The sequence below is a fragment of the Streptomyces sp. NPDC040405 genome, from assembly GCF_055595765.1.
Genome location: NZ_JBVIVI010000003.1, coordinates 447,208 through 466,508 on the forward strand (window position 1 = coordinate 447,208; position 19,301 = coordinate 466,508).

Here is a 19,301-nt window from a genome sequence, read left to right on the forward strand (position 1 = left end):
ACCCAAGCGTATAGGTGCGACGGCAAACGCATTTTGCGCAATGGTCGCCCGGCCCCACGATCGGGGCATGGACGCAGCCCCCGCCCCCGCTTCCGCCCCCGAGCACCTGACCGCTACGTCACCCACGAGTCCGGACCTCCCGGAACCGAACCCGGCCGGGCGGCCCATGGCCGGTGTGCTCACCATGGCGGGCAGCGGCCTGTCCAACCAGACCGGGGCCGCGATCGGATCCCTCGCCTTCCCCGTGCTCGGGGCCTCCGGCGTCGTCGCGGTACGCCAGTACGTCGCCGCCCTCGTCCTGCTGGCCGTCGGCCGCCCCCGCCTGCGGTCCTTCACCAAGCAGCAGTGGGTGCCGGTGCTGCTGCTGGCCCTGGTCTTCGGCGCCATGAACCTCTCCCTGTACAGCGCCATCGACCGCATCGGCCTCGGGCTGGCGGTGACGCTGGAATTCCTCGGCCCGCTGACCATCGCCCTGTCCGCCTCCCACCGCCGCACGGACGCGTGCTGCGCGCTGGTCGCCCTGGCGGGCGTCATCACCCTGATGCGCCCCCAGCCCTCCACCGACTACCTGGGCCTGGGCCTCGGGCTGCTGGCCGCCGCCTGCTGGGCGTCGTACATCCTGCTCAACCGCACCGTCGGCCGCCGCGTCCCCGGGGCGCAGGGGTCTGCGGCGGCCGCCGCGGTCTCCGCCGTGCTGTTCCTGCCCGTCGGCATCGTCATCGCAGTCCAGCACCCGCCGACCCCGGGAGCGGCCGGTTACGCCATCGTCGCCGGTGTCCTCTCCTCCGCCGTGCCCTACCTCGCCGACCTGTTCACCCTGCGCCGCGTACCCGCCCAGACCTTCGGGCTGTTCATGAGCGTCAACCCGGTCCTCGCCGCCGTCGTCGGATGGATCCTCCTCGGCCAGAGCCTGGGGTGGGCCGAGTGGGCGTCCATCGGCGCCATCGTCGTGGCCAACGCGCTCAGCATCCTCACCTCACGCGCGTGACCGGCGTGCCTCGCGTGACCGCGGCTGAAAGTGCCTCACTTGCCGGTTTTGCGGGGTGGCGCCTATGGTTGCGGCGCCGTGGTGTTCGGGAAGCCGGTGCGAAACCGGAGCGGCCCTCGCCACTGTGATCGGGGAGTTCCCGTCCCGTTCCGCGGCCGCACGACCGGGCCGCGGAGCCACTGGCCGCCACCGCGCGGCCGGGAAGGCAGGGGCGGTCGCGTCGACCCGTCAGCCAGGAGACCGGCCGCGGCATCTCACGAAGTGATCCACGAGGTGCTGGAGCGTGACCGCATGACCCTGCCCACCGCATTCCACTGGCGGCGCGAGGACACCGTCCGGACCGCCGGGCTCCTGGCGGTGATCGTCGCCCTGCACGCCGTCGCCTTCGGCCTGCTCTTCCTGGTCGTCGAGCCCCAGCACTACGAGGTCGGCGCCAAGACGTTCGGCGTCGGCCTCGGGATCACCGCGTACACCCTGGGCATGCGGCACGCCTTCGACGCCGACCACATCGCCGCCATCGACAACACCACCCGCAAGCTGATGGCCGACGGCAAGCGGCCGGTGTCGGTGGGTTTCTGGTTCGCGCTCGGCCACTCCAGCGTCGTGGTGGCCCTGGCCGCCCTGGTCGCCGGAGGAACCCAGCTGGCGGGCACCCTGATCAACGAGAACTCCGGCACCCACCAGGTCCTCGGCGTCGTCGGCACCACCGTGTCCGGGACCTTCCTCTACCTCATCGCCGCGCTCAACCTGGTCGCCCTGCTCGGCATCCTGCGGGTCTTCCGGGCGATGCGCGCCGGGCGGTTCGACGAGTCGGAACTGGAGGCGCACCTCGACTCGCGCGGCTTCATGAACCGCGTCCTGGGCCGCTTCACGAACTCCATCACCCGGCCCGGCCAGATGTTCCCGCTCGGCTTCCTCTTCGGGCTCGGCTTCGACACCGCCACCGAGGTCACGCTGATGGTGATGGCCGGAAGCGGCGCCGCAGCGGGACTGCCCTGGTACGCCGTCCTGTGCCTGCCGCTGCTCTTCGCCGCCGGGATGAGCCTGTTCGACACCCTCGACGGCACCTTCATGAACTTCGCCTACCAGTGGGCGTTCTCCAACCCGGTCCGCAAGGTGTTCTACAACCTGGCCATCACCGGTCTGTCGATCGCGGTGGCCTTCCTCATCGGCACCATCGAGCTGGTCGGCGTCCTGCACGACAAGCTCGCCCTGCGCGACTCCGTCACCGGCTGGATCTCCGCCCTGAACCTGGACAACGTCGGATTCATCATCGTCGGCCTGTTCGTCGTGGTGTGGGCCGCGGCGCTGGCCTACTGGCGGATCGCCAAGGTCGAACAGCGCTGGCGCGTCCGCACCGCCCCGGCCGCCGCGGACGCGGACGGCGGCTGACACCGGCCGCCGGGCCCGGGCGCCCGTCCGGGTGACTGTGCCCGGGCGCGCCCGGGATGGCCGCCGCGGAACGGGAACCGCCATGGTGGCGCCCGGACCGTCCGGCCGCGCCGCACCGGGAAGGCGGTACCGCTATGGGTCTGCCCCATGGCCGCGCACACGGCACCGTGACGCAACGGCTGATCGCCGACCACCTCGTGTCCGGCCGCATGGAGCCGGGGGAGGAGATCGCGCTGCGCGTGGACCAGACGCTCACCCAGGACGCCACCGGCACCCTGGTGATGCAGGAACTGGAGGCGCTGGCGCTGGACCGGGTCGCCACGCAGGTCAGCGTCCAGTACGTGGACCACAACATCCTCCAGGCCGATGAGCGCAACGCCGAGGACCATCTCTTTCTGCGCTCGGCCGCCCGCCGCTTCGGCCTGTGGTTCTCCAAGCCCGGCAACGGTGTCTCCCATCCGACGCACATGCAGCACTTCGGCGCCCCCGGCAGAACGCTCGCCGGATCCGACTCCCACACCTGCGCGGGCGGCTCCCTGGGCATGCTGGCGATCGGCACCGGCGGACTGGAGGTGGCCCTCGCCATGGCCGGACGGCCGCTCCACCTCACCATGCCGAAGATCTGGGGCATCCGGCTGACCGGGGAACTGCCCCCGTGGGTCAGCGCCAAGGACGTGATCCTGGAGATGCTGCGCCGCCACGGGGTGCAGGGCGGCGTCCAGCGCGTACTGGAGTACCACGGGCCCGGCCTGGCCTCCCTCACCGCCATGGACCGGCACGTCATCGCGAACATGGGGGCGGAACTCGGCGCCACCACCACCGTCTTCCCCTCCGACGGCGCGGTGCGCGACTTCCTGACGGGGGTGGGGCGGGGCGAGGACTACGTGGAGATCGTCGCGGACGAGGACGCCGCTTACGACCTCGACGAGGAGATCGACCTGTCGTCCCTGGAGCCGCTGATCGCACGGCCCACCTCCCCGGGGAACGTCGTGCCCGTCCGGGAGGCCGCCGGTGAGCCCATCGGGCAGGCGGTCCTCGGCTCCTCCGCCAACCCCGGGTTCCGCGACTTCGCCGTACCTGCGGCCATGGTGGCGGGGCGGCAGACGGCGCCCGAGGTGAGCTTCGACATCAACCCGACCTCCCGCGAGATCCTCCAGGACCTGACGCGGTCCGGTGCCACGTTCGACCTGATCGCCGCCGGTGGCCGCATCCATCAGTCGGGCTGTCTGGGCTGCATCGGCATGGGCCAGGCCCCCGCGGCGGGGCGCAATTCGCTGCGTACGTTCCCGCGCAACTTCCCCGGCCGCTCCGGCACCGAGGACGACGCGGTGTGGCTGTGTTCGCCGGAGACCGCCACGGCCTCCGCGCTGACCGGCGTCATCACCGATCCGCGCGACTGGGCCGACCGGCTGTCGGCGGTCCCGCCCGCACCGCACACCCCCGAACCGCCGTCGGTCAACGACGCCATGCTGGAGCCCCCGCTGCCACCGGAGGAGGCACACCGCGTCCAGCTGCGGCGCGGCCCCAACATCTCCGCGCTGCCCCAGTTCGATCCGCTGCCGGACACCCTCGAAGGCCCGGTCCTCCTCAAGGCCGGTGACGACGTCTCGACCGACGAGATCTCCCCGGCCGGGGCGAAGGCCCTGCCCTACCGGTCCAACATCCCCAAGCTGGCCGAGTTCACCCTGACCCGGCTGGACCCCGACTACCCACGGCGCGCCGCGTCGGTCCGGGACGACGGCGGACACTTCATCGTCGCCGGGGAGAACTACGGCCAGGGCTCCTCCCGCGAACACGCCGCCATCACCCCGCGCTACCTGGGGCTACGGGCGGTCATCGCCAGGTCGTACGCCCGCATCCACTGGCAGAACCTCGCCAACTTCGGCGTCCTCGCCCTCGAATTCGACGATCCCGGCGACTACGCGCGCATCGGGACCGACGACCGGCTGCGGCTGTCCGGTCTGCACGAGGCCCTCGCCCGGACGGACGCCCCGGCGCTCCGGGTGCGCAACGTCACCCGGGACGAGGAGTATCCGCTGCGCCACCGGCTCTCCCCGCGGCAGTGCGAGGCGATTCTCGCGGGCGGCATCATCCCGGCCCTGGCCCGCTGACCTGCCCTTGCGCGCTGCCCGGCCCTCGCCCGCTGATCGGTCGTCATCGGGCCCGGTACGTATGCATACGGGTCCGGGCGGCGGGTACTCGCGGCCCACGCTGTCGGCGAGTCCCCCGGGGGAACACGATGGCCAGGCTCTTCCGGTCCAGAATGCGGGCCGGTGGAGCCGCCTCGGCGGCGGCTCGGCTCTCAGTCGATGCCGCCGCTCTCACAGACCTGCCGGGCGATGTCCCGCAGCTTGATGTTGCGCTCCTGGGACACCCGCCGCAGCACGTTGAAGGCATCGTCCTCGCCGACCTTCAGGCGTTCCATGAGGATGCCCATGGCCTCGCCGATGGTGTGCCGGGTGGACAGCGCCTGCTGGAGCTGGTCGGCGGTACGGGCGCTGGAGAAGGCGACCGCGGCGTGCGAGGCCAGCAGCCAGCCCGCCGTCTCGCTGCCCTTGGTGAAGACGCCCGTGCTCCGTGAATAGAGATTCAGCGAACCCAGTTCCTCTTCCCGCGTGTAGAGCAGGAAGCCCATCATGCTCCCGATGCCCAGGTCGCGGGCCCGGCGCCCGAAGTCGGGCCACCTCTCCTGCGGCTCGGCGAAGTCCCTGATCCGGTAGACGGGCTCGCTGCGGAGCGCGGCATCGAAGCACGGCCCCTCGCCGGTCTGCTCCTGCAGCTGATCGGAGCGGACCACAAGACCGTCGGTCGGGGCCAGGGTTTCCACCCGCTGACCATGGAGGACCAGGATTCCGGCCGAGTCGCACCCCTCGACGATCTCCACGGCGCATTGGGTGATCCGCTCCAGCGTCCCGTCCACCGAGTCCTGCGCCAGCAGGTCCCGCGCCATCACGGCCAGCCGCTCCGCGAAGGTCTCCCAGTCCATGCCCACCGTCTCTCTTCGACGCCATCCGCCCGCAGGGCCATCATGGTGCCTGAAGGGAGCGGCGGACCACGTACGTCAGAATCCCGCCGTGGCGGAGGTAGGCGAGCTCCTGCCGGGAGTGGATCCGCAGCCGCAGTTCCGCCGTGGTGTGGCGGCCGCCGTCGCCGTGGAGGTGCAACACCACCCGGTTGCCCGGTGAACGCGTGTGCCGACGCGCTGTCGCCCTCGGAGAACTCCAGTGGCAGCACACCCATGCCGGTCAGGTTGCTGCGGTGGATCCGCTCGTACGACGCGGCGACGACCGCCCGTACGCCCAGCAGAGCACGGGCAGGACTCGGGTGCGGTCGGGCCGGGCCGGGTGCCGGGCAGCAGATTGGCCACCGCCGGGTTGGTGAAGGCACCGCGCAGCATGACCTCGTGGTTGCTGCGGCGGGTGGAGTACTGGTTGAGGTCGCGGCGGGCGACCTGGCGTTCGGCCAGCCAGCGGCCCGCCGCGCTGTCGGCGGGGATCCGGCCCGCGGGGGAGACGTGGTCGGTGGTGACGTCGTCGCCGAGGACTTCGGCTGGATCCACGCGCATGACGTACGCGACGTACGACGTGCGGAGACGGCGGCCGGTGGCGGCCGGTTCGGTCGAGACGGTTGACACTCCCGCGGTGCTCGCTGACCATGCGCAGGATGGGAGCGCTCCCATCTCTCCCCGTCCTCAGCACGGCCGCCCCGAAGGAGACCCCCGCGCATGACCTCGAGACCCAGGCGCATGACTCCGAGGGCCGCCCCGGCGGCCGTGGTGCTGCTGGTGGCCGCCGCCGGGCTGGCCGGTCCCCACCCGGCGAGCGCGTTACCGGGCGGGGGAGCGCGGTCCGCCGCCTCCTCCGCCGCCGCGGATGGCCCCGCCCTCAGCGTCGACACCACCACCGGCCGCAAGGCGATCGACCCGCACATCTACGGAATCAACTTCGCCGACGAGGCACTCGCCGAGGAACTGCGCCTGCCGGTCCGCCGCTGGGGCGGCAACGCGACGAGCCGCTACAACTACCAGAACGACGCGTACAACGCGGGCGCCGACTGGTACTTCGAGAACCTGTACTACGAGAACGGCACCGCCGATCTGCCGGACGGTTCGCAAGCCGACAAGTTCGTCGACCAGGACCGCCGCACCGGCACCGACACCGTGATGACCGTGCCGATGAGCGGCTGGACGACCGCGGCGCGCAACACCGCCTGCGGCTTCAGCATCGCCAAGTACGGCCCGCAGAAGGCGAGCGACGCCCAGTGGCGTCCCGACTGCGGCAACGGAGTGAAGGCCGACGGTACCAACGTCACCGGCAACGACCCGGCCGAAACCAGCATCCCGGCGGGCCCGGAGTTCACCAAGGGATGGGTGCAGTACCTGAAGCGCGCCTACGGCGCCGCGGACGACGGCGGCGTCGGCTTCTACAACCTCGACAACGAGCCCGACCTGTGGTGGAGCACCCACCGCGACGTCCACCCGGCGGGCACGGGCTACGACGAGATGCGCGACAGCACGTACGCCACCGCCGCCGCCATCAAGGACGCCGACCCCGGGGCGAAGACCCTCGGCCCGGTCGGCTGGGGCTTCAACTCCCTGATCTACTCCGGGCTCGACCAGAAGACCTGCAACGAAAAGGGCGGCGACTGCTGGTCCAACCCGCCCGACCGGGCGGCCCACGGCGGACAGCTGTTCGCCCCCTGGTACCTCCAGCAGATGAAGGCGTACGACCAGAGCCACGGCCGCCGCATCCTGGACTACTTCGACGAGCACATCTACCCCCAGCAGACCGGGGTGTTCGGCGGCGGCGTGGACGCGGCCACCCAGGAGCTGCGGCTGCGCTCCACGCGGCAGCTGTGGGATCCGACGTACGTGGACGAGAGCTGGATCAACCAGCCGATCCAGTTCATCCCGCGCATGCGTTCCCTGGTCGACGAGAACTACCCGGGCACCAAGCTCGCCATCACCGAGTACAACTGGGGCGCGCTGGACCACATCAACGGCGCCCTCGCCCAGGCCGATGTGCTCGGCATCTTCGGACGGGAGGGGCTGGACCTCGCCACCCTCTGGGATCCGCCCGCCTCCACCGAGCCGGGCGCCTTCGCCTTCCGGATGTTCCGCAACTACGACGGCAAGGGCGGCTCCTTCGGCGACACCGCGGTCCGCGCAGCCAGCGCCGACCAGGACAAGCTCGCGGTGTACGCGGCCGAGCGCAGCGGCGACAAGGCGCTGACCGTGATGGTCGTCAACAAGACCACCGGCGATCTGACCGCCCCGGTCTCCGTCACCGGCAGCACCGCGCCGGGCGGCTCGGCGCAGGTCTACCAGTACGGCCAGGACGACGTCACCGCGATCGAGCACCTGGCCGATCAGCCGCTGACCGGCGGCGGTTTCACCGCCACCTTCCCGGCCAACTCCATCACCGAATACGTCCTGCCCGCCGGATCCTCCGAGGCGAAGCCGCCCACCGCGCCCGGCACCCCGTCCGCCACCGCCGTCGGCTCCGACCGGGCCACCCTCGCCTGGGGCGCGTCCACCGCCGGGTCCTCCCCGGTGGCGAGCTACCAGGTGTACTCCGGCGACACCGCGGGCGCCCCGGTTGCCACGGTCGACGCCCCCGCCACCAGCGCCACCGTCACCGGACTGTCCCCGGCCACCGCCTATACGTTCCGCGTCGTGGCCAAGGACACCGCCGGGCGCAGCTCCCCGCCATCGGCCCCGGTGCGGGTGACCACGGGCGCGGCCCCGGCGGCCACCTGCACGGTCGGTTACGCGGTGGGCAACGACTGGGGCAGCGGCTTCACGGCCACCGTCACGATCACCAACAAGGGCCCCGCCCTCAACGGCTGGCAGCTCGGCTTCGCCTTCACCGGCAACCAGAAGGTGGCCAACGGCTGGAACGGCACCTGGCGCCAGAACGCCTCCGCGGTCACCGTGAAGGACGCGGGCTGGAACGCGACCCTCGCCACCGGCGGCTCCACCGCCATCGGCTTCAACGGCGCCTACACCGGCAGCAACCCCGCGCCACGCGACTTCACCCTGAACGGCAAGCCGTGCACCGCCCCCGGCACCGCGGCCGCCGCACACATCGCGGCCCCGGTCGGCCACGCGCCCGGCCCGGACGCGGTGCCGGACCGGAGGAGGACACGGTGACCGGGCACGCCTTCGCACGCACCATCAGGGCGGCCCTGCTCGCCACCGTGCTGGCCCTGGCGGCGGCCCTGCTCACGGTGGACGCCAAGGCGTCCGCCACAGCGTCCGCCGTGAACGCGCTCAGCATGCGCGGCGCCGATGTGTCGACCGCGCAGCGGGCCCTCGATCTCGGCGCGAAGTACTACGACGCGAACGGCAACGCCGCGGACCCGCTCGACATCCTCAAGGGCGCCGGGGTGAACTACGTCCGCCTGCGGGTCTGGAACAACCCCGCCAGCGGATACAACAACAAGGCCAAGGTGCTGGCCTACGCGAAGACGGTCAAGGCCAAGGGGCTCAAGCTGCTGGTCGACTTCCACTACTCGGACACCTGGGCCGACCCCGGCAATCAGCGCAAGCCCGCCGCCTGGGCGAGCCACGGCATCGGCCAGCTCCAGACCGACGTCTACAACTACACGTACGACGTGTGCGACAGCCTCAAAGCCCAGGGCACCACGCCGGACAGCGTGCAGATCGGCAACGAGATCAACGTCGGCATGCTGTGGAACGACGGCAAGGTGGTCAACAACGACTTCACCAACCTCAGCCTCCTGCTCAAGGCGGGCTACAACGCCACCAAGGCGTGCAGCGGCGCCACCAAGGTGATCATCCACACCGCGAACGCGGACAGCGACGCGCACGCCCGCTGGTTCTACGACGGGATCAAGGCGAAGGGCGTCAGCTGGGACATCACCGGGCTGTCGTACTACTGCATGTGGCACGGCTCGCTGTCCACGCTCTACGACGTCGTCGCCGACATGAGGTCCCGGTACGGCAAGGACGTGGTCATCGCCGAGACCGCGTACCCCTTCACCACGGCGAACGCCGACAGCACCGGCAACTCGGTCACCTCCGGCTGTTCGGGCTATCCGCTCACCTGGGCGGGGCAGGCCGCCAACTTCACCGACGTACAGAACACCGCCCGCAACGCCGGTGCGATCGGCGTCTTCTACTGGGAGCCCACCTGGTACGCGGTACCCGGCAACGGCTGGGACCCGGCCGACATCAACAACAGCGGGGACGGCTGGGACAACATGGCCGTCTTCAACTGGACCGGCGGGCTGAACCCGAACATCAGATGGACCTCCTAGCCGGGGTTATCGCACACACGCTCGATTACCTGGGTACACTGCCGGTATGGGCGCGTATCTCCAGGGCTCGCTCTTCGACCAGGCCGACGCCGCAGCCCTCGGCCCGCTGCACGCGGTGCGCAGGACCGGGCTGCGGGACGGGGCCTGGATCGATTTGCTGACCGGATGGCTGCGGGGAGCGGACGACCTGTTCGTCCGCCTCTCCGCCGACGTCCCGTGGAAGGCCGAGCAGCGGCGAATGTACGACCGGACCGTGCAGGTCCCGCGGCTGCTCGCCTTCTACGGCGCCGATGACGCCCTGCCCCACCCCGTCCTCACCGAGGCCCGGGCCACGCTCTCCGCGTACTACGCCGCCGAGCTGGGCGAACCGTTCACCACGGCGGGGCTGTGCTACTACCGCGACGGCCGCGACAGCGTGGCCTGGCACGGCGACCGGACCGGCCGCGGCAGCAGCGAGGACACCATGGTCGCCATCCTGTCCGTGGGTGCGCCACGCGATCTGCTGCTCCGCCCCCGTGGTGGCGGGGCCACCGTGCGGCGGCCGCTCGGACACGGCGATCTCATCGTGATGGGCGGATCCTGCCAGCGGACCTGGGAACACGCCATCCCCAAGACCTCGCGGAGCACCGGACCGCGGATCAGTATCCAGTTCCGGCCCACGGGCGTGACGTGACCTCCGCGCCGCCGTCCACCTGACCTAGACCGTCCTCAGCTGGCCGCCGTCGACCACCAGATCGGCGCCGTTGATGGCCCGGGTGCGGCCGGAGGCGAGCATCCGCACCACCTCGGCCACCTCCTCCGGCTCGGTGAGACGGCCGGTGGTCAGCCCGGCGGCGCCGGGGAACGCCTCCAGGAACTCGTCCAGCGTCTTGCCGGAGGCGGCGGCCAGGCCCGCTCCGAACCCGTCGGCGTCCAGCCAGGCAGGGGTGCGCGTCGGCCCGGGGGAGACGGTGTTCACCCGGACGCCCTTCGGCCCCAGCTCCATCGACAGCGCCTTGCTGAAGTTGGTGAGCGCCGCCTTCGCCGCGCCGTAGTCCACCGTCGGGGGCTGCGGACCGCGGGCCCGGGCGGAGGACACGTTGACGACGGCGCCCTGGCGCTCCGTCAGGGACGGCAGGGCGGCGCGGATGGTGCGGACGACGCCGAAGAAGTTCAGCTCGAAGGTGTGCTGCCACTCGGTGTCATCGATGGCCGCGAAGCCGTCGGTCCGCGGGGAGAACGCGCCGACGTTGTTGACCAGGACGTCGATCCCGCCCAGCTCCGCCCGCGCCTGCCGGATCAGCTCCGCCGGACCCTCGGGGGTGGCCAGGTCGACGGCCACCGTCGACGTGGCGGCCTCCTTCAGCTCCGGCGTGATGGTGCGGGCGGCGCCGGTGACACGTATGCCGTCCGCTTCGAGCGCGCGCGTCACCGCCAGTCCGATGCCCTTGCTCGCGCCGGTCACCACAGCGGTCTTCATGGGATGGCTCCTTGCCTGTTGCCTGTGCGGCCTGTCGTTCTATCGGGGGAGTGCTTCGAGCGCCGCGTCGACGACCGACGCGAGCAGATTCCGGTCCGGCAGCGAGATGCTCATCACGCGGAGTCCCTGCACCATCGTGGTGAGGAGCGCGGCGATGCTCTCCACGTCCGTCTCGTACGGGATCTGGCCCGCCGCCCGGGCGCTGTGCAGCGCCGAGGCGAAGGCCGACCGGGTCGCGTTGATCGCGTCCTGCGCGATGCGGGCCGCCATCGGGTCGTGCGCCGCCCGTTCCACGATCGCGCCCACGAGGAGGCAGCCCGGGCGGTCCCGTTCCGTCAGCGAGTCGTCGACCCGCTCCAGCAACAGGTCCCGGACCGCCTGCCGGATCGGCACCTGACGGGACAGCTGGTCTCGCAGATGCCGGTTGACGACATCGACGTAGTGGCGCAGCGACCGCTCGTACACCTCCTGCTTGCTGCCGAAGGCCGCGTAGAGCGAGCCACGCCCCAGGCCGGTCACCTCGCACAGGTCGGCGACCGAGGTCGCCTCGTAACCCTTCGCCCAGAACAACCGCATGATCTTGAGCAAAGCCTCGTCTTCGGCGAAGCCGCGCTGTCTCGTCATGCCCCGCAACTTAATCTTCGTGGACTGATCGGTCAACAAAGAGCAGTAGCTTTCGGGTGATTCGCGAGGTATGTCAATGAGAGTGCGGGATCTTTCTGGACTGATCGATCAGCCGTGCGGCGCGGTCCGTAGCGTGTCCGCCCGCAGCGGGGAGGCGGTGCGGTCCGCGGGCTGATTCCGGCCGCACTTTCCGGCGATGCGCCGCGTGTGACGGAATTCAGAATCCGGAATGTGCTCCGCCGATTGAGTTCGATCGGCATGCCCGGGCGGTTTACCCGGCGGGACTTCCTCTGTGTAAATGGTGTATTCGAGGGGCACAAGGGACGTCGGTGGCGCTCTCTCTTCCGGCCCGGCTCGCGAAAGGTACATCAACATTTAACAAAGGAAGAGAGAGGCGGCACCGCAATTGACCGCCCTGCCCATGGCGCGATCCGGCCCGTCCTGGCAGGTGCGGGGCTCGCAACTTGTTGACGGCTCAGTAACCGGATCGCTAATTTCGCCTCCGCGTCGCTCTGTGTAAAAGGCGCAAGCCGTACGTTAGACGTGCATGCCAGAATTATCTCCCTTTCGCGGCTCAAGCGATTTATCCGGAGAAAACATGTCATCCGTTGCGTATCCTGGCGATCTTGTTATCGGTATCACTCCGTTCGGGGAACCCGACCCCCGACTCGCGGCGGCGATCAGCCGCGCGGGCGGTCTGGGCGTCCTCGACCTGGGAACGACGCGCCGCACAGCACTGGACGCGTGGGAACGCGTCAACGACTGGGTGGCCGACGGGCGCTACGGCGTGCGCGTGACGGCCGGGTGCCCCCTCACGCCCGCGGACCTGCGGTCCACGGCGCCACCGGACACCGGCCCCCCGGGCGACGGCGGCGGGCCCGGGCCGCACACCGTGGTCCTCGGTGTCGGCGCGCCCTGGCCGCTCGACGCCGTCGCCGCCCGCCATCGCGTGCTGGTCGAGGTCACCGACGTGGACCAGGCCCGCGCGGCGGTCCGGGCCGGGGCCCACGGGCTGATCGCCCGGGGCAGCGAATGCGGCGGGCCGGTCGGCGACTTGAGCACCTTCGTGCTGCTCCAGCGGCTGCTGGCCGAGCCCGGAGTGTCCGTACCGGTGTGGGCCTGGGGCGGCATCGGCCCGCGCACCGCCGCCGCGGCGGTCATCGGGGGCGCGGCCGGGGTCGTCCTGGACACCCAGCTGGCCCTGCTCGCCGAATCCGGGCTCCCCGAGGACCGGGCCGCGCTGCTCCGGCCGATGGACGGCTCGGAGACCACTGTCGTCGACGGGCACCGCGCGCTGCGCCCGCGGGCCCGCTCCCCGCGCTCCACGCCGCCCCTGCCGGTGGGTCAGGACGGGTTCCTCGCCGCGCGCTTCGCGAGGCGCTGGCGGGACGTGGGCCGGGCCGTACGGGGCGTGGCGGACGCCATCCGGGCCACCGTACGGGACGTCGCGACCGAGGCCGTGGACGAGCCCATCACCCGGCTGCCCGTCGCGCAGGGCCCGATGACGCGCGTCAGCGACCGGGCGGGGTTCGCCTCCGCCGTCGCGGCGGACGGCGCGCTGCCGTTCATCGCGCTCGCCCTGGCCGGACGCGAACAGGCGCGCACCCTGCTGGCGGAGGCCGCGGCCGCGCTGACCGGGCGTCCGTGGGGCGTGGGCGTGCTCGGCTTCGCCCCGGAGGACATCAGGGGCGCCCAGCTGGAGGCCGTACGGGAGATCCGGCCGAGCCACGCCATCATCGCGGGCGGACGGCCGTCCCAGGCCGCGGCGCTGGAGCAGGACGGCATCACCACGTATCTGCATGTGCCCTCGCCCGGACTGCTGCGGCAGTTCCTGGAGGGCGGGGCGCGGCGGTTCGTCTTCGAGGGCTCCGAGTGCGGCGGCCATGTGGGGCCGCGCGCGAGCTTCCCGCTGTGGGAGGCCCAGCTCGCGGTCGTCGAGGACTTCCTCGACGACCCCGCGCACCGGGCCGACGGCGCGGGCATCGAGATCTACTTCGCCGGTGGAGTGCACGACGAACGGTCCGCCGCGATGGTGGCCGCGCTCGCCGCCCCGCTGACCCGGCGCGGCGTCGCCGCCGGGCTGCTGATGGGCACCGCGTACCTGTTCACCGAGGAGGCGGTCGCGCACGGCGCCGTGCGGCCCCTCTTCCAGCGCCAGGTGCTGGCCGCCGAGCGCACCGCGCTGCTGGAGACCGCCCCCGGCCACGCCACGCGCTGTGTGCCGAGCCCCTTCACCGCCGGCTACCACGCCCTCAAGGAGCGGCTGCGGGACGAGGGCGTCCCCGACCGGGAGCTGTGGGAGCGGCTGGAGAGACTGAACGTGGGGCGGCTGCGCATCGCCAGCAAGGGTCTGGAACGCGGCCCCGACGGCAGGCTCACCGAGGCCGACGAGCAACGCCAGCTCTCCGACGGGATGTTCATGGCCGGGCAGGTCGCGGTGCTGCGCTCGGCCACCACCACCGTCGCCGCGCTCCACCAAGCGGTGGGCCCGGCAGCGGCGGACTTCCTTGCCGCGCGGGCCGGGGTGCTGTGCGCGCCGCTGGGCGTGGCCGCGGCCCCCGCGGTGGCACCGGCGCCCGCGCCGCTGGACGTGGCCGTGGTCGGCATGGCCTGCATGTTCCCGCAGGCGCCCGACCTCGCCTCGTTCTGGGCCAATGTGGTGGGCGGCGTGGACGCCATCACCGAGGTGCCCGCCGAGCGCTGGGACCCCGCCGTCCACTACACGGGCGACGACGACGGCGCCTCCGCCTCCCAGTGGGGCGGTTTCCTGCCGCGCATTCCCTTCGACCCGCTGCGCTACGGCATCCCCCCGGCGTCCCTCGGCAGCATCGAACCCGTCCAGCTGCTGGCCCTGGAGGCCGCCCGCCGGGCGCTGGACGACGCCGGGTACGGCGACCCCGGGGACGGTGGCCGGACCTTCGACAGGTCGCGCACGTCCGTGGTGTTCGGCGCCGAGGCGGGGAGCGACCTGTCCAACGCGCAGACCCTGCGCGCCGTCCTGCCGTCGTACTTCCGCGAGGTGCCACCGGACCTGGCCGAGCAGCTGCCCAGGCTCACCGAGGACTCGTTCCCCGGCATGCTCGCCAATGTCATCTCCGGGCGGATCGCCAACCGGCTCGACCTCGGCGGCGCCAACTACACCGTGGACGCGGCGTGCGCGTCCTCGCTCGCCGCCGTCGACGTGGCCTGCAAGGAGCTGACCGCTGGCACCAGCGACATCGTGCTGTGCGGCGGCGCCGACCTGCACAACGGCATCAACGACTATGTGCTCTTCTCCTCCGTGCACGCCCTGTCCCCGACCGGCCGCTCCCGGGCGTTCGACGCGTCGGCCGACGGCATCGCGCTCGGCGAGGGCGTCGCCTGCGTCGTCCTCAAGCGGCTGGCCGACGCCGAACGCGACGGCGACCGGATCTACGGCGTCATCAAGGGCGTCGGCTCCTCCAGCGACGGCCGTTCGCTCGGGCTGACCGCCCCCCGCCCCGAGGGCCAGCGGGCCGCGCTGGAGCGCGCGTACGCCAGCGCCGGGGTGTCCCCGGCGAGTGTCGGTCTCGTCGAGGCGCACGGCACCGGTACGGCGGTGGGGGACCGTACCGAACTCACCGTCCTCACCGAGGTGTTCGCGGAGGCGGGGGCGGCCCCCGGCGGCATCGCGCTCGGCTCCGTCAAGTCCCAGATCGGGCACACCAAGTGCGCCGCCGGGCTGGCCGGGCTCGTGAAGACCGCGCTGGCGCTGCACACGGGCGTCAAGCCGCCGACCCTGCACGTGACGCGGCCGAGCGCGGCGTGGGACGCGGAGCGCGGCCCGTTCGTCTTCCACACCGAAGCGCGGCCGTGGGCCACGGCGCCCGCGGACCGGGTGGCCGGGGTCAGCGCGTTCGGCTTCGGCGGCACCAACTTCCATGTGGTGCTGGCGGCACACGGCAAGGGCGCGCCGCCACCCGCACACACGCTCGACGCCTGGCCCTGCGAACTCTTCCTCTTCCGCGGGGCCGACCGGGCGGCGGCGCTGCGCGCGGTCGAGGAGACGCTGCGGCAGACCGAGGCCAATGACGTGGCGGGGCGGCCATGGCGGCTGCGCGACCTCGCGCTGGCCGCCTCCCGGCGGGCCGACACCGGTCACGAACCGGTGCGGGTCGCGGTGGTGGCCGCGGATCTGGACGATCTGGCCGAGCGGTTACGGCGGGTGCTGGCGGGCGACGTGTCCCCCGCCGGGTCGCGGCCGAGACCGGGTGGTCGGGACGACGGGTTGTACGTGGCGCCGGGCACCGAGCCCGACGAGCCGGTGGGGAAGGTGGCATTCCTCTTCCCCGGGCAGGGCAGCCAGCGGCCCGGGATGTTCGCGGACGTGTTCGTGGCCTTCCCCGAACCGCGGCGGCAGCTGCTCCACGGCTCCCGCTACGCCGGTGTGCTGTACCCCCCGGCCGCCTTCGACGAGGCCGGGAAGGCGGCGCAGCACGCGGCCCTCACCGACACCCGGGTGGCCCAGCCCGCCCTGGGCATCGTGGGGCTCGCCGCCCACGCCCTGCTCACCGCGGCCGGGGTGCGGCCCGACATGGCGGCCGGGCACAGCTACGGCGAGCTGGTCGCGCTGTGCGCCGCGGGCGCCCTCGACCCGCGCGCCCTGCCCCGGCTCAGCGCCGAGCGGGCCGCCGCCATCCTCGACGCGGCCGAGGCCGCCGGACCCGAGCCGGGCACCATGGCCGCCGTGACCGCCCCGCCCGACACCGTCGAGCGGCTGCTGCGCGAGGCCGGGCTCGCCGAGCGCGTGGTGGCCGCCAACCACAACGCACCCCAGCAGACAGCGATCTCCGGCCCCGAACGGGAAGTGGCGGACGCCGTCACACTGCTGCGGGAGGCCGGGCACACGGTCCGTCGGCTCCCGGTGGCCTGCGCCTTCCACAGCCCGCTGGTCGCCGGGGCCGGGCCGCGCTTCGCCGAGGCGCTGGCCGAACACCCCGTGGCGGCACCGGAGTTCCCCGTGTGGGCCAACCGCACCGCCGCCCCGCACGGCGCCGAACCGGACGCCATACGTGCCGAACTCGCCGCCCAGATCGGCGCCCCGGTCCGCTTCCAGGAGCAGATCGAGGCCATGTACGCGGCGGGCGCCCGGATCTTCGTCGAGGCCGGGCCGGGCACCGTGCTGACCCGGCTGGTGGCCGAGATCCTGGGCGACCGCCCGCACCGCACCGTCGCCTGCGACACGCGCCGGGGCCGTACCGAGGGGCGACGAGGCGGCTTCGAGGGGCCGCGTGGGTTCCTCGACGCCCTCGCCCAGCTGGCCGTCGCCGGGGTTCCGGTGCGTACGGGCTGGCTGTTCCGGGGCCGGGACGCCGTGGACGCGGCGTCCACCGCACCGCCGAAGCGGCCCGGATGGACGGTCGACGGACAACTGGTCCGCACCGCGGACGGTGACCTTCTCCCCGGTGCGCTGGCACCGGCCCGACGTGTCGTGGAGGCGACGGTGAGTCAGACGGACCGCAAGGGCGGCGACGGATACGGGGACCGGGATGCCCTGATCGCCGAATATCTGAGAACGAGCCGGGAGATGATCGCCGCTCAGCGCGACGTCCTGCTCACCTACTTCGGCGGGGCGGCGGGGGAGCGGCCCACGGCGCCGCCCCCGGTGGCCACCGCGGCCCTGCCCCTGGCCGCCCCGGCCACCGCGCCGCCCATCGCGGCGGAGCCCGTGGTGGCCACTCCCGCCCCGGTCGTCCACGAACCGGCCGCGCCGGCCGCCGACGTGGCCGCGCCCGCCACCGGCCCCGATGTGCTGCACGCCGTCTCCGAGATCATCAGCGAACGCACCGGCTACCCCGTCGACATGATCGAACCCGATCTCGACCTCGAAGCCGACCTCAGCATCGATTCCATCAAGCGCGCCGAGATCGCCGGTGAGCTGGCCAGGCGCCTCGGCATCGCGGGCGCCGGAACCGCCGCGCTGGGCGACGAGGAGCTGGAGGAGCTGGCCAAGGCCCGTACGACCGCGGCCGTCACCGACTGGCTCACCGCGCGTCTCGCACCCGCCTCCCCGGCACCCGCCGCCGCTGCTGCTGCCGCGGCTGAACTCGCCGTCGTACCGGGCGTGGCGCCCCGGCGGATGCGGCTGGTGCCCGTACCCCTGGAGGAGGGTGCCGCGCCGCTCGACCTCACCGGCAAGCGCTTCGCCCTGCTCGGCGGGGACCCGGGCGGCGTGGCCGACGCGGTCGCCGCCCGGCTGGCCGGCCACGGCGCCGAGGCCGTGCCCCTCGCCGCGGGCCATCTGCTCGCCGAGGAGGACGGCCCGGTGGACGGCGTCCTGCTGCTCGACCCGCTGGCCGGGTCCGGCGCGCCCCTGCTGCCGCAGGCGTTCGCCGTGCTCCAGGCGGCGCTGCGGCGCGGACCGCACCGGCTGCTGGCCGTGCGCACGGCCGACCCGCTGGACCCGCGCCCGGCCGGGCTGCGCGGGGTGTTCCGTACGGTGGCCAGGGAGTACCCGGACACGGCCGCCACCCTGGTGGAGCTGGCCGCCGACGCGCCCGGATCCGCCGACGACGTGGCCGGTGCGGTGCTCGACGAGCTGTCCGCCGCCGACCGTACGCCCGTCGTCCTGCGCACCCCCGATGGACGGCGCCACCGGCTGGACCTGGCGCAGGCCCCGCTCGGGCCGCTCGCCGCCTCGGGTGCCGGGCCCGCCGGAGACGGGGCGGCGGAGGCCGCCGCGCTCGGGCTGGACCGAGACTCCGTGGTGGTCCTGGTCGGCGGGGCGCGCGGCATCACCGCCCGGTGCGCCGTCGCCCTCGCGTCCGCCGCCCGCTGCCGGATCGAACTGCTCGGCCGTACGCCGGAACCCACCGGCCCGGAGGACCCGGACACCGCCGCGGCGCGCGACGAGACGGCGCTGCGCGCCGCGCTCGCGGCCCGGGGCGGCGCGGCACCGGCCGAGATCGAGCGGGAGGTGGCCCGCATCCTCGCCCGGCGCGAAGTCGCCGCCACAGTAGCGGAGTTGAGCGCCCTGGGCAGCCGGGTGCGCTACCGCTCGGTGGACGTCCGGGACGACGCGGCGGTGCTCCAGGCCGTGAAGCAGATCCACGCCGACCACGGGCGGCTGGACGGCGCTGTGTACGCGGCCGGTGTCATCGAGGACCGGCTGATCGCGGAGAAGTCCGCCGAGTCCTTCGGGCGGGTCTTCGGCACCAAGGTGGACGGCGCGCGGACCCTGCTGGACGCCCTCGCGGAACTGCCCGAACCCCCGGCGTTCACCGTGCTGTTCGGCAGCATCTCCGCCGCCCTCGGCAACCGCGGCCAGGTGGACTACGCCGCCGCCAACGACACGCTGGAAACCCTCGGCGCGCGGTGGCGGGCCCGCACCGGCCGCCGGGCGCTGACCGTGCACTGGGGGCCGTGGGCCCCGACCGGCGCCCACGCAGGGATGGTCACCCCGGAACTCGGCCGGGAGTACGCCCGGCGCGGCATCTCGCTCATCGACCCCGAAGAGGGCGCGCTGGCGCTGCTGCGCGAGCTGGCCTGGGGCGAGGAGCCGGACGAGGCCGTCGTCTACACCGCCTCGGACTGGTGACC

The 19,301-nt window shown here is 72.9% G+C and carries 12 protein-coding genes, 1 pseudogene and 1 riboswitch; of the genes and pseudogenes, 8 read left to right on the forward strand and 5 right to left on the reverse strand.

The genetic code is table 11. The annotated features are described in order from the left end of the window. Positions 1-67 precede the first annotated feature (67 nt). The 3 genes from ACZ59A_RS15650 (at position 68) to ACZ59A_RS15660 (ending at position 4,491) form a co-directional block, all read left to right on the forward strand. Positions 68-988 carry an EamA family transporter gene (locus tag ACZ59A_RS15650; protein ID WP_470958629.1) on the forward strand — a complete coding sequence of 307 codons (921 nt, stop codon included), beginning with the start codon at positions 68-70 and terminating at the stop codon, positions 986-988. Between the two features lie 62 nt (positions 989-1,050). Beyond that, positions 1,051-1,251: riboswitch (cobalamin riboswitch) on the forward strand. A 28-nt stretch (positions 1,252-1,279) separates the two neighbouring features. Further along, the gene (gene nicT, locus ACZ59A_RS15655) at positions 1,280-2,380 is read left to right on the forward strand and encodes a Nickel transporter NicT (RefSeq protein WP_470958632.1); all 1,101 of its coding nucleotides are present in this window, start codon (positions 1,280-1,282) and stop codon (positions 2,378-2,380) included. 134 nt (positions 2,381-2,514) lie between these two features. After that, the gene (locus ACZ59A_RS15660) at positions 2,515-4,491 is read left to right on the forward strand and encodes an aconitate hydratase (RefSeq protein ID WP_470958635.1); all 1,977 of its coding nucleotides are present in this window, start codon (positions 2,515-2,517) and stop codon (positions 4,489-4,491) included. Between the two features lie 191 nt (positions 4,492-4,682). On the opposite strand, the gene ACZ59A_RS15665 is transcribed toward ACZ59A_RS15660, so the two are convergent. From ACZ59A_RS15665 to ACZ59A_RS15675, 3 genes and pseudogenes are all read right to left on the reverse strand, one after another. Beyond that, positions 4,683-5,366 carry a GAF and ANTAR domain-containing protein gene (locus ACZ59A_RS15665; RefSeq protein ID WP_470958637.1) on the reverse strand — a complete coding sequence of 228 codons (684 nt, stop codon included), beginning with the start codon at positions 5,364-5,366 and terminating at the stop codon, positions 4,683-4,685. Positions 5,367-5,406: 40 nt separating this feature from the next. Continuing rightward, the gene (locus ACZ59A_RS15670) at positions 5,407-5,550 is read right to left on the reverse strand and encodes a hypothetical protein (protein WP_470959715.1); all 144 of its coding nucleotides are present in this window, start codon (positions 5,548-5,550) and stop codon (positions 5,407-5,409) included. Between the two features lie 100 nt (positions 5,551-5,650). Further along, positions 5,651-5,767, reverse strand: a pseudogene (locus ACZ59A_RS15675) (hypothetical protein); the annotation flags it as partial. Between the two features lie 16 nt (positions 5,768-5,783). Here ACZ59A_RS15675 and ACZ59A_RS15680 point away from each other — a divergent pair. The 4 genes from ACZ59A_RS15680 to ACZ59A_RS15695 all read left to right on the forward strand — a co-directional run bounded on the left by ACZ59A_RS15680 (position 5,784) and on the right by ACZ59A_RS15695 (position 10,334). Beyond that, positions 5,784-6,011 (forward strand): hypothetical protein, encoded by a 228-nt coding sequence (locus tag ACZ59A_RS15680; protein ID WP_470958640.1) that lies wholly within the window; start codon positions 5,784-5,786, stop codon positions 6,009-6,011. Positions 6,012-6,104: 93 nt separating this feature from the next. Continuing rightward, positions 6,105-8,531, forward strand: a complete 2,427-nt coding sequence (locus ACZ59A_RS15685) for a glycoside hydrolase family 44 protein (protein WP_470958643.1) — start codon at positions 6,105-6,107, stop codon at positions 8,529-8,531. Positions 8,532-8,554: 23 nt separating this feature from the next. Further along, complete coding sequence (locus ACZ59A_RS15690; protein ID WP_470959663.1) at positions 8,555-9,661, forward strand: glycoside hydrolase family 53 protein; 1,107 nt, start codon at positions 8,555-8,557, stop codon at positions 9,659-9,661. A 46-nt stretch (positions 9,662-9,707) separates the two neighbouring features. Beyond that, positions 9,708-10,334: an alpha-ketoglutarate-dependent dioxygenase AlkB gene (locus ACZ59A_RS15695; protein WP_470958646.1), complete on the forward strand. Its 627-nt coding sequence runs from the start codon at positions 9,708-9,710 to the stop codon at positions 10,332-10,334. Positions 10,335-10,358: 24 nt separating this feature from the next. Here ACZ59A_RS15695 and ACZ59A_RS15700 read toward each other — a convergent pair whose 3' ends face one another. Next, positions 10,359-11,120 carry an oxidoreductase gene (locus ACZ59A_RS15700; RefSeq protein ID WP_470958649.1) on the reverse strand — a complete coding sequence of 254 codons (762 nt, stop codon included), beginning with the start codon at positions 11,118-11,120 and terminating at the stop codon, positions 10,359-10,361. 39 nt (positions 11,121-11,159) lie between these two features. Further along, a complete protein-coding gene (locus tag ACZ59A_RS15705; RefSeq protein WP_470958651.1) occupies positions 11,160-11,744 on the reverse strand; it encodes a TetR/AcrR family transcriptional regulator in 585 nt (194 codons plus the stop codon). A gap of 598 nt (positions 11,745-12,342) precedes the next feature. On the opposite strand from ACZ59A_RS15705, the gene ACZ59A_RS15710 reads away from it, so the two are divergent. Further along, positions 12,343-19,299: an SDR family NAD(P)-dependent oxidoreductase gene (locus tag ACZ59A_RS15710; RefSeq protein WP_470958653.1), complete on the forward strand. Its 6,957-nt coding sequence runs from the start codon at positions 12,343-12,345 to the stop codon at positions 19,297-19,299. The last annotated feature ends 2 nt before the right edge of the window (positions 19,300-19,301 follow it).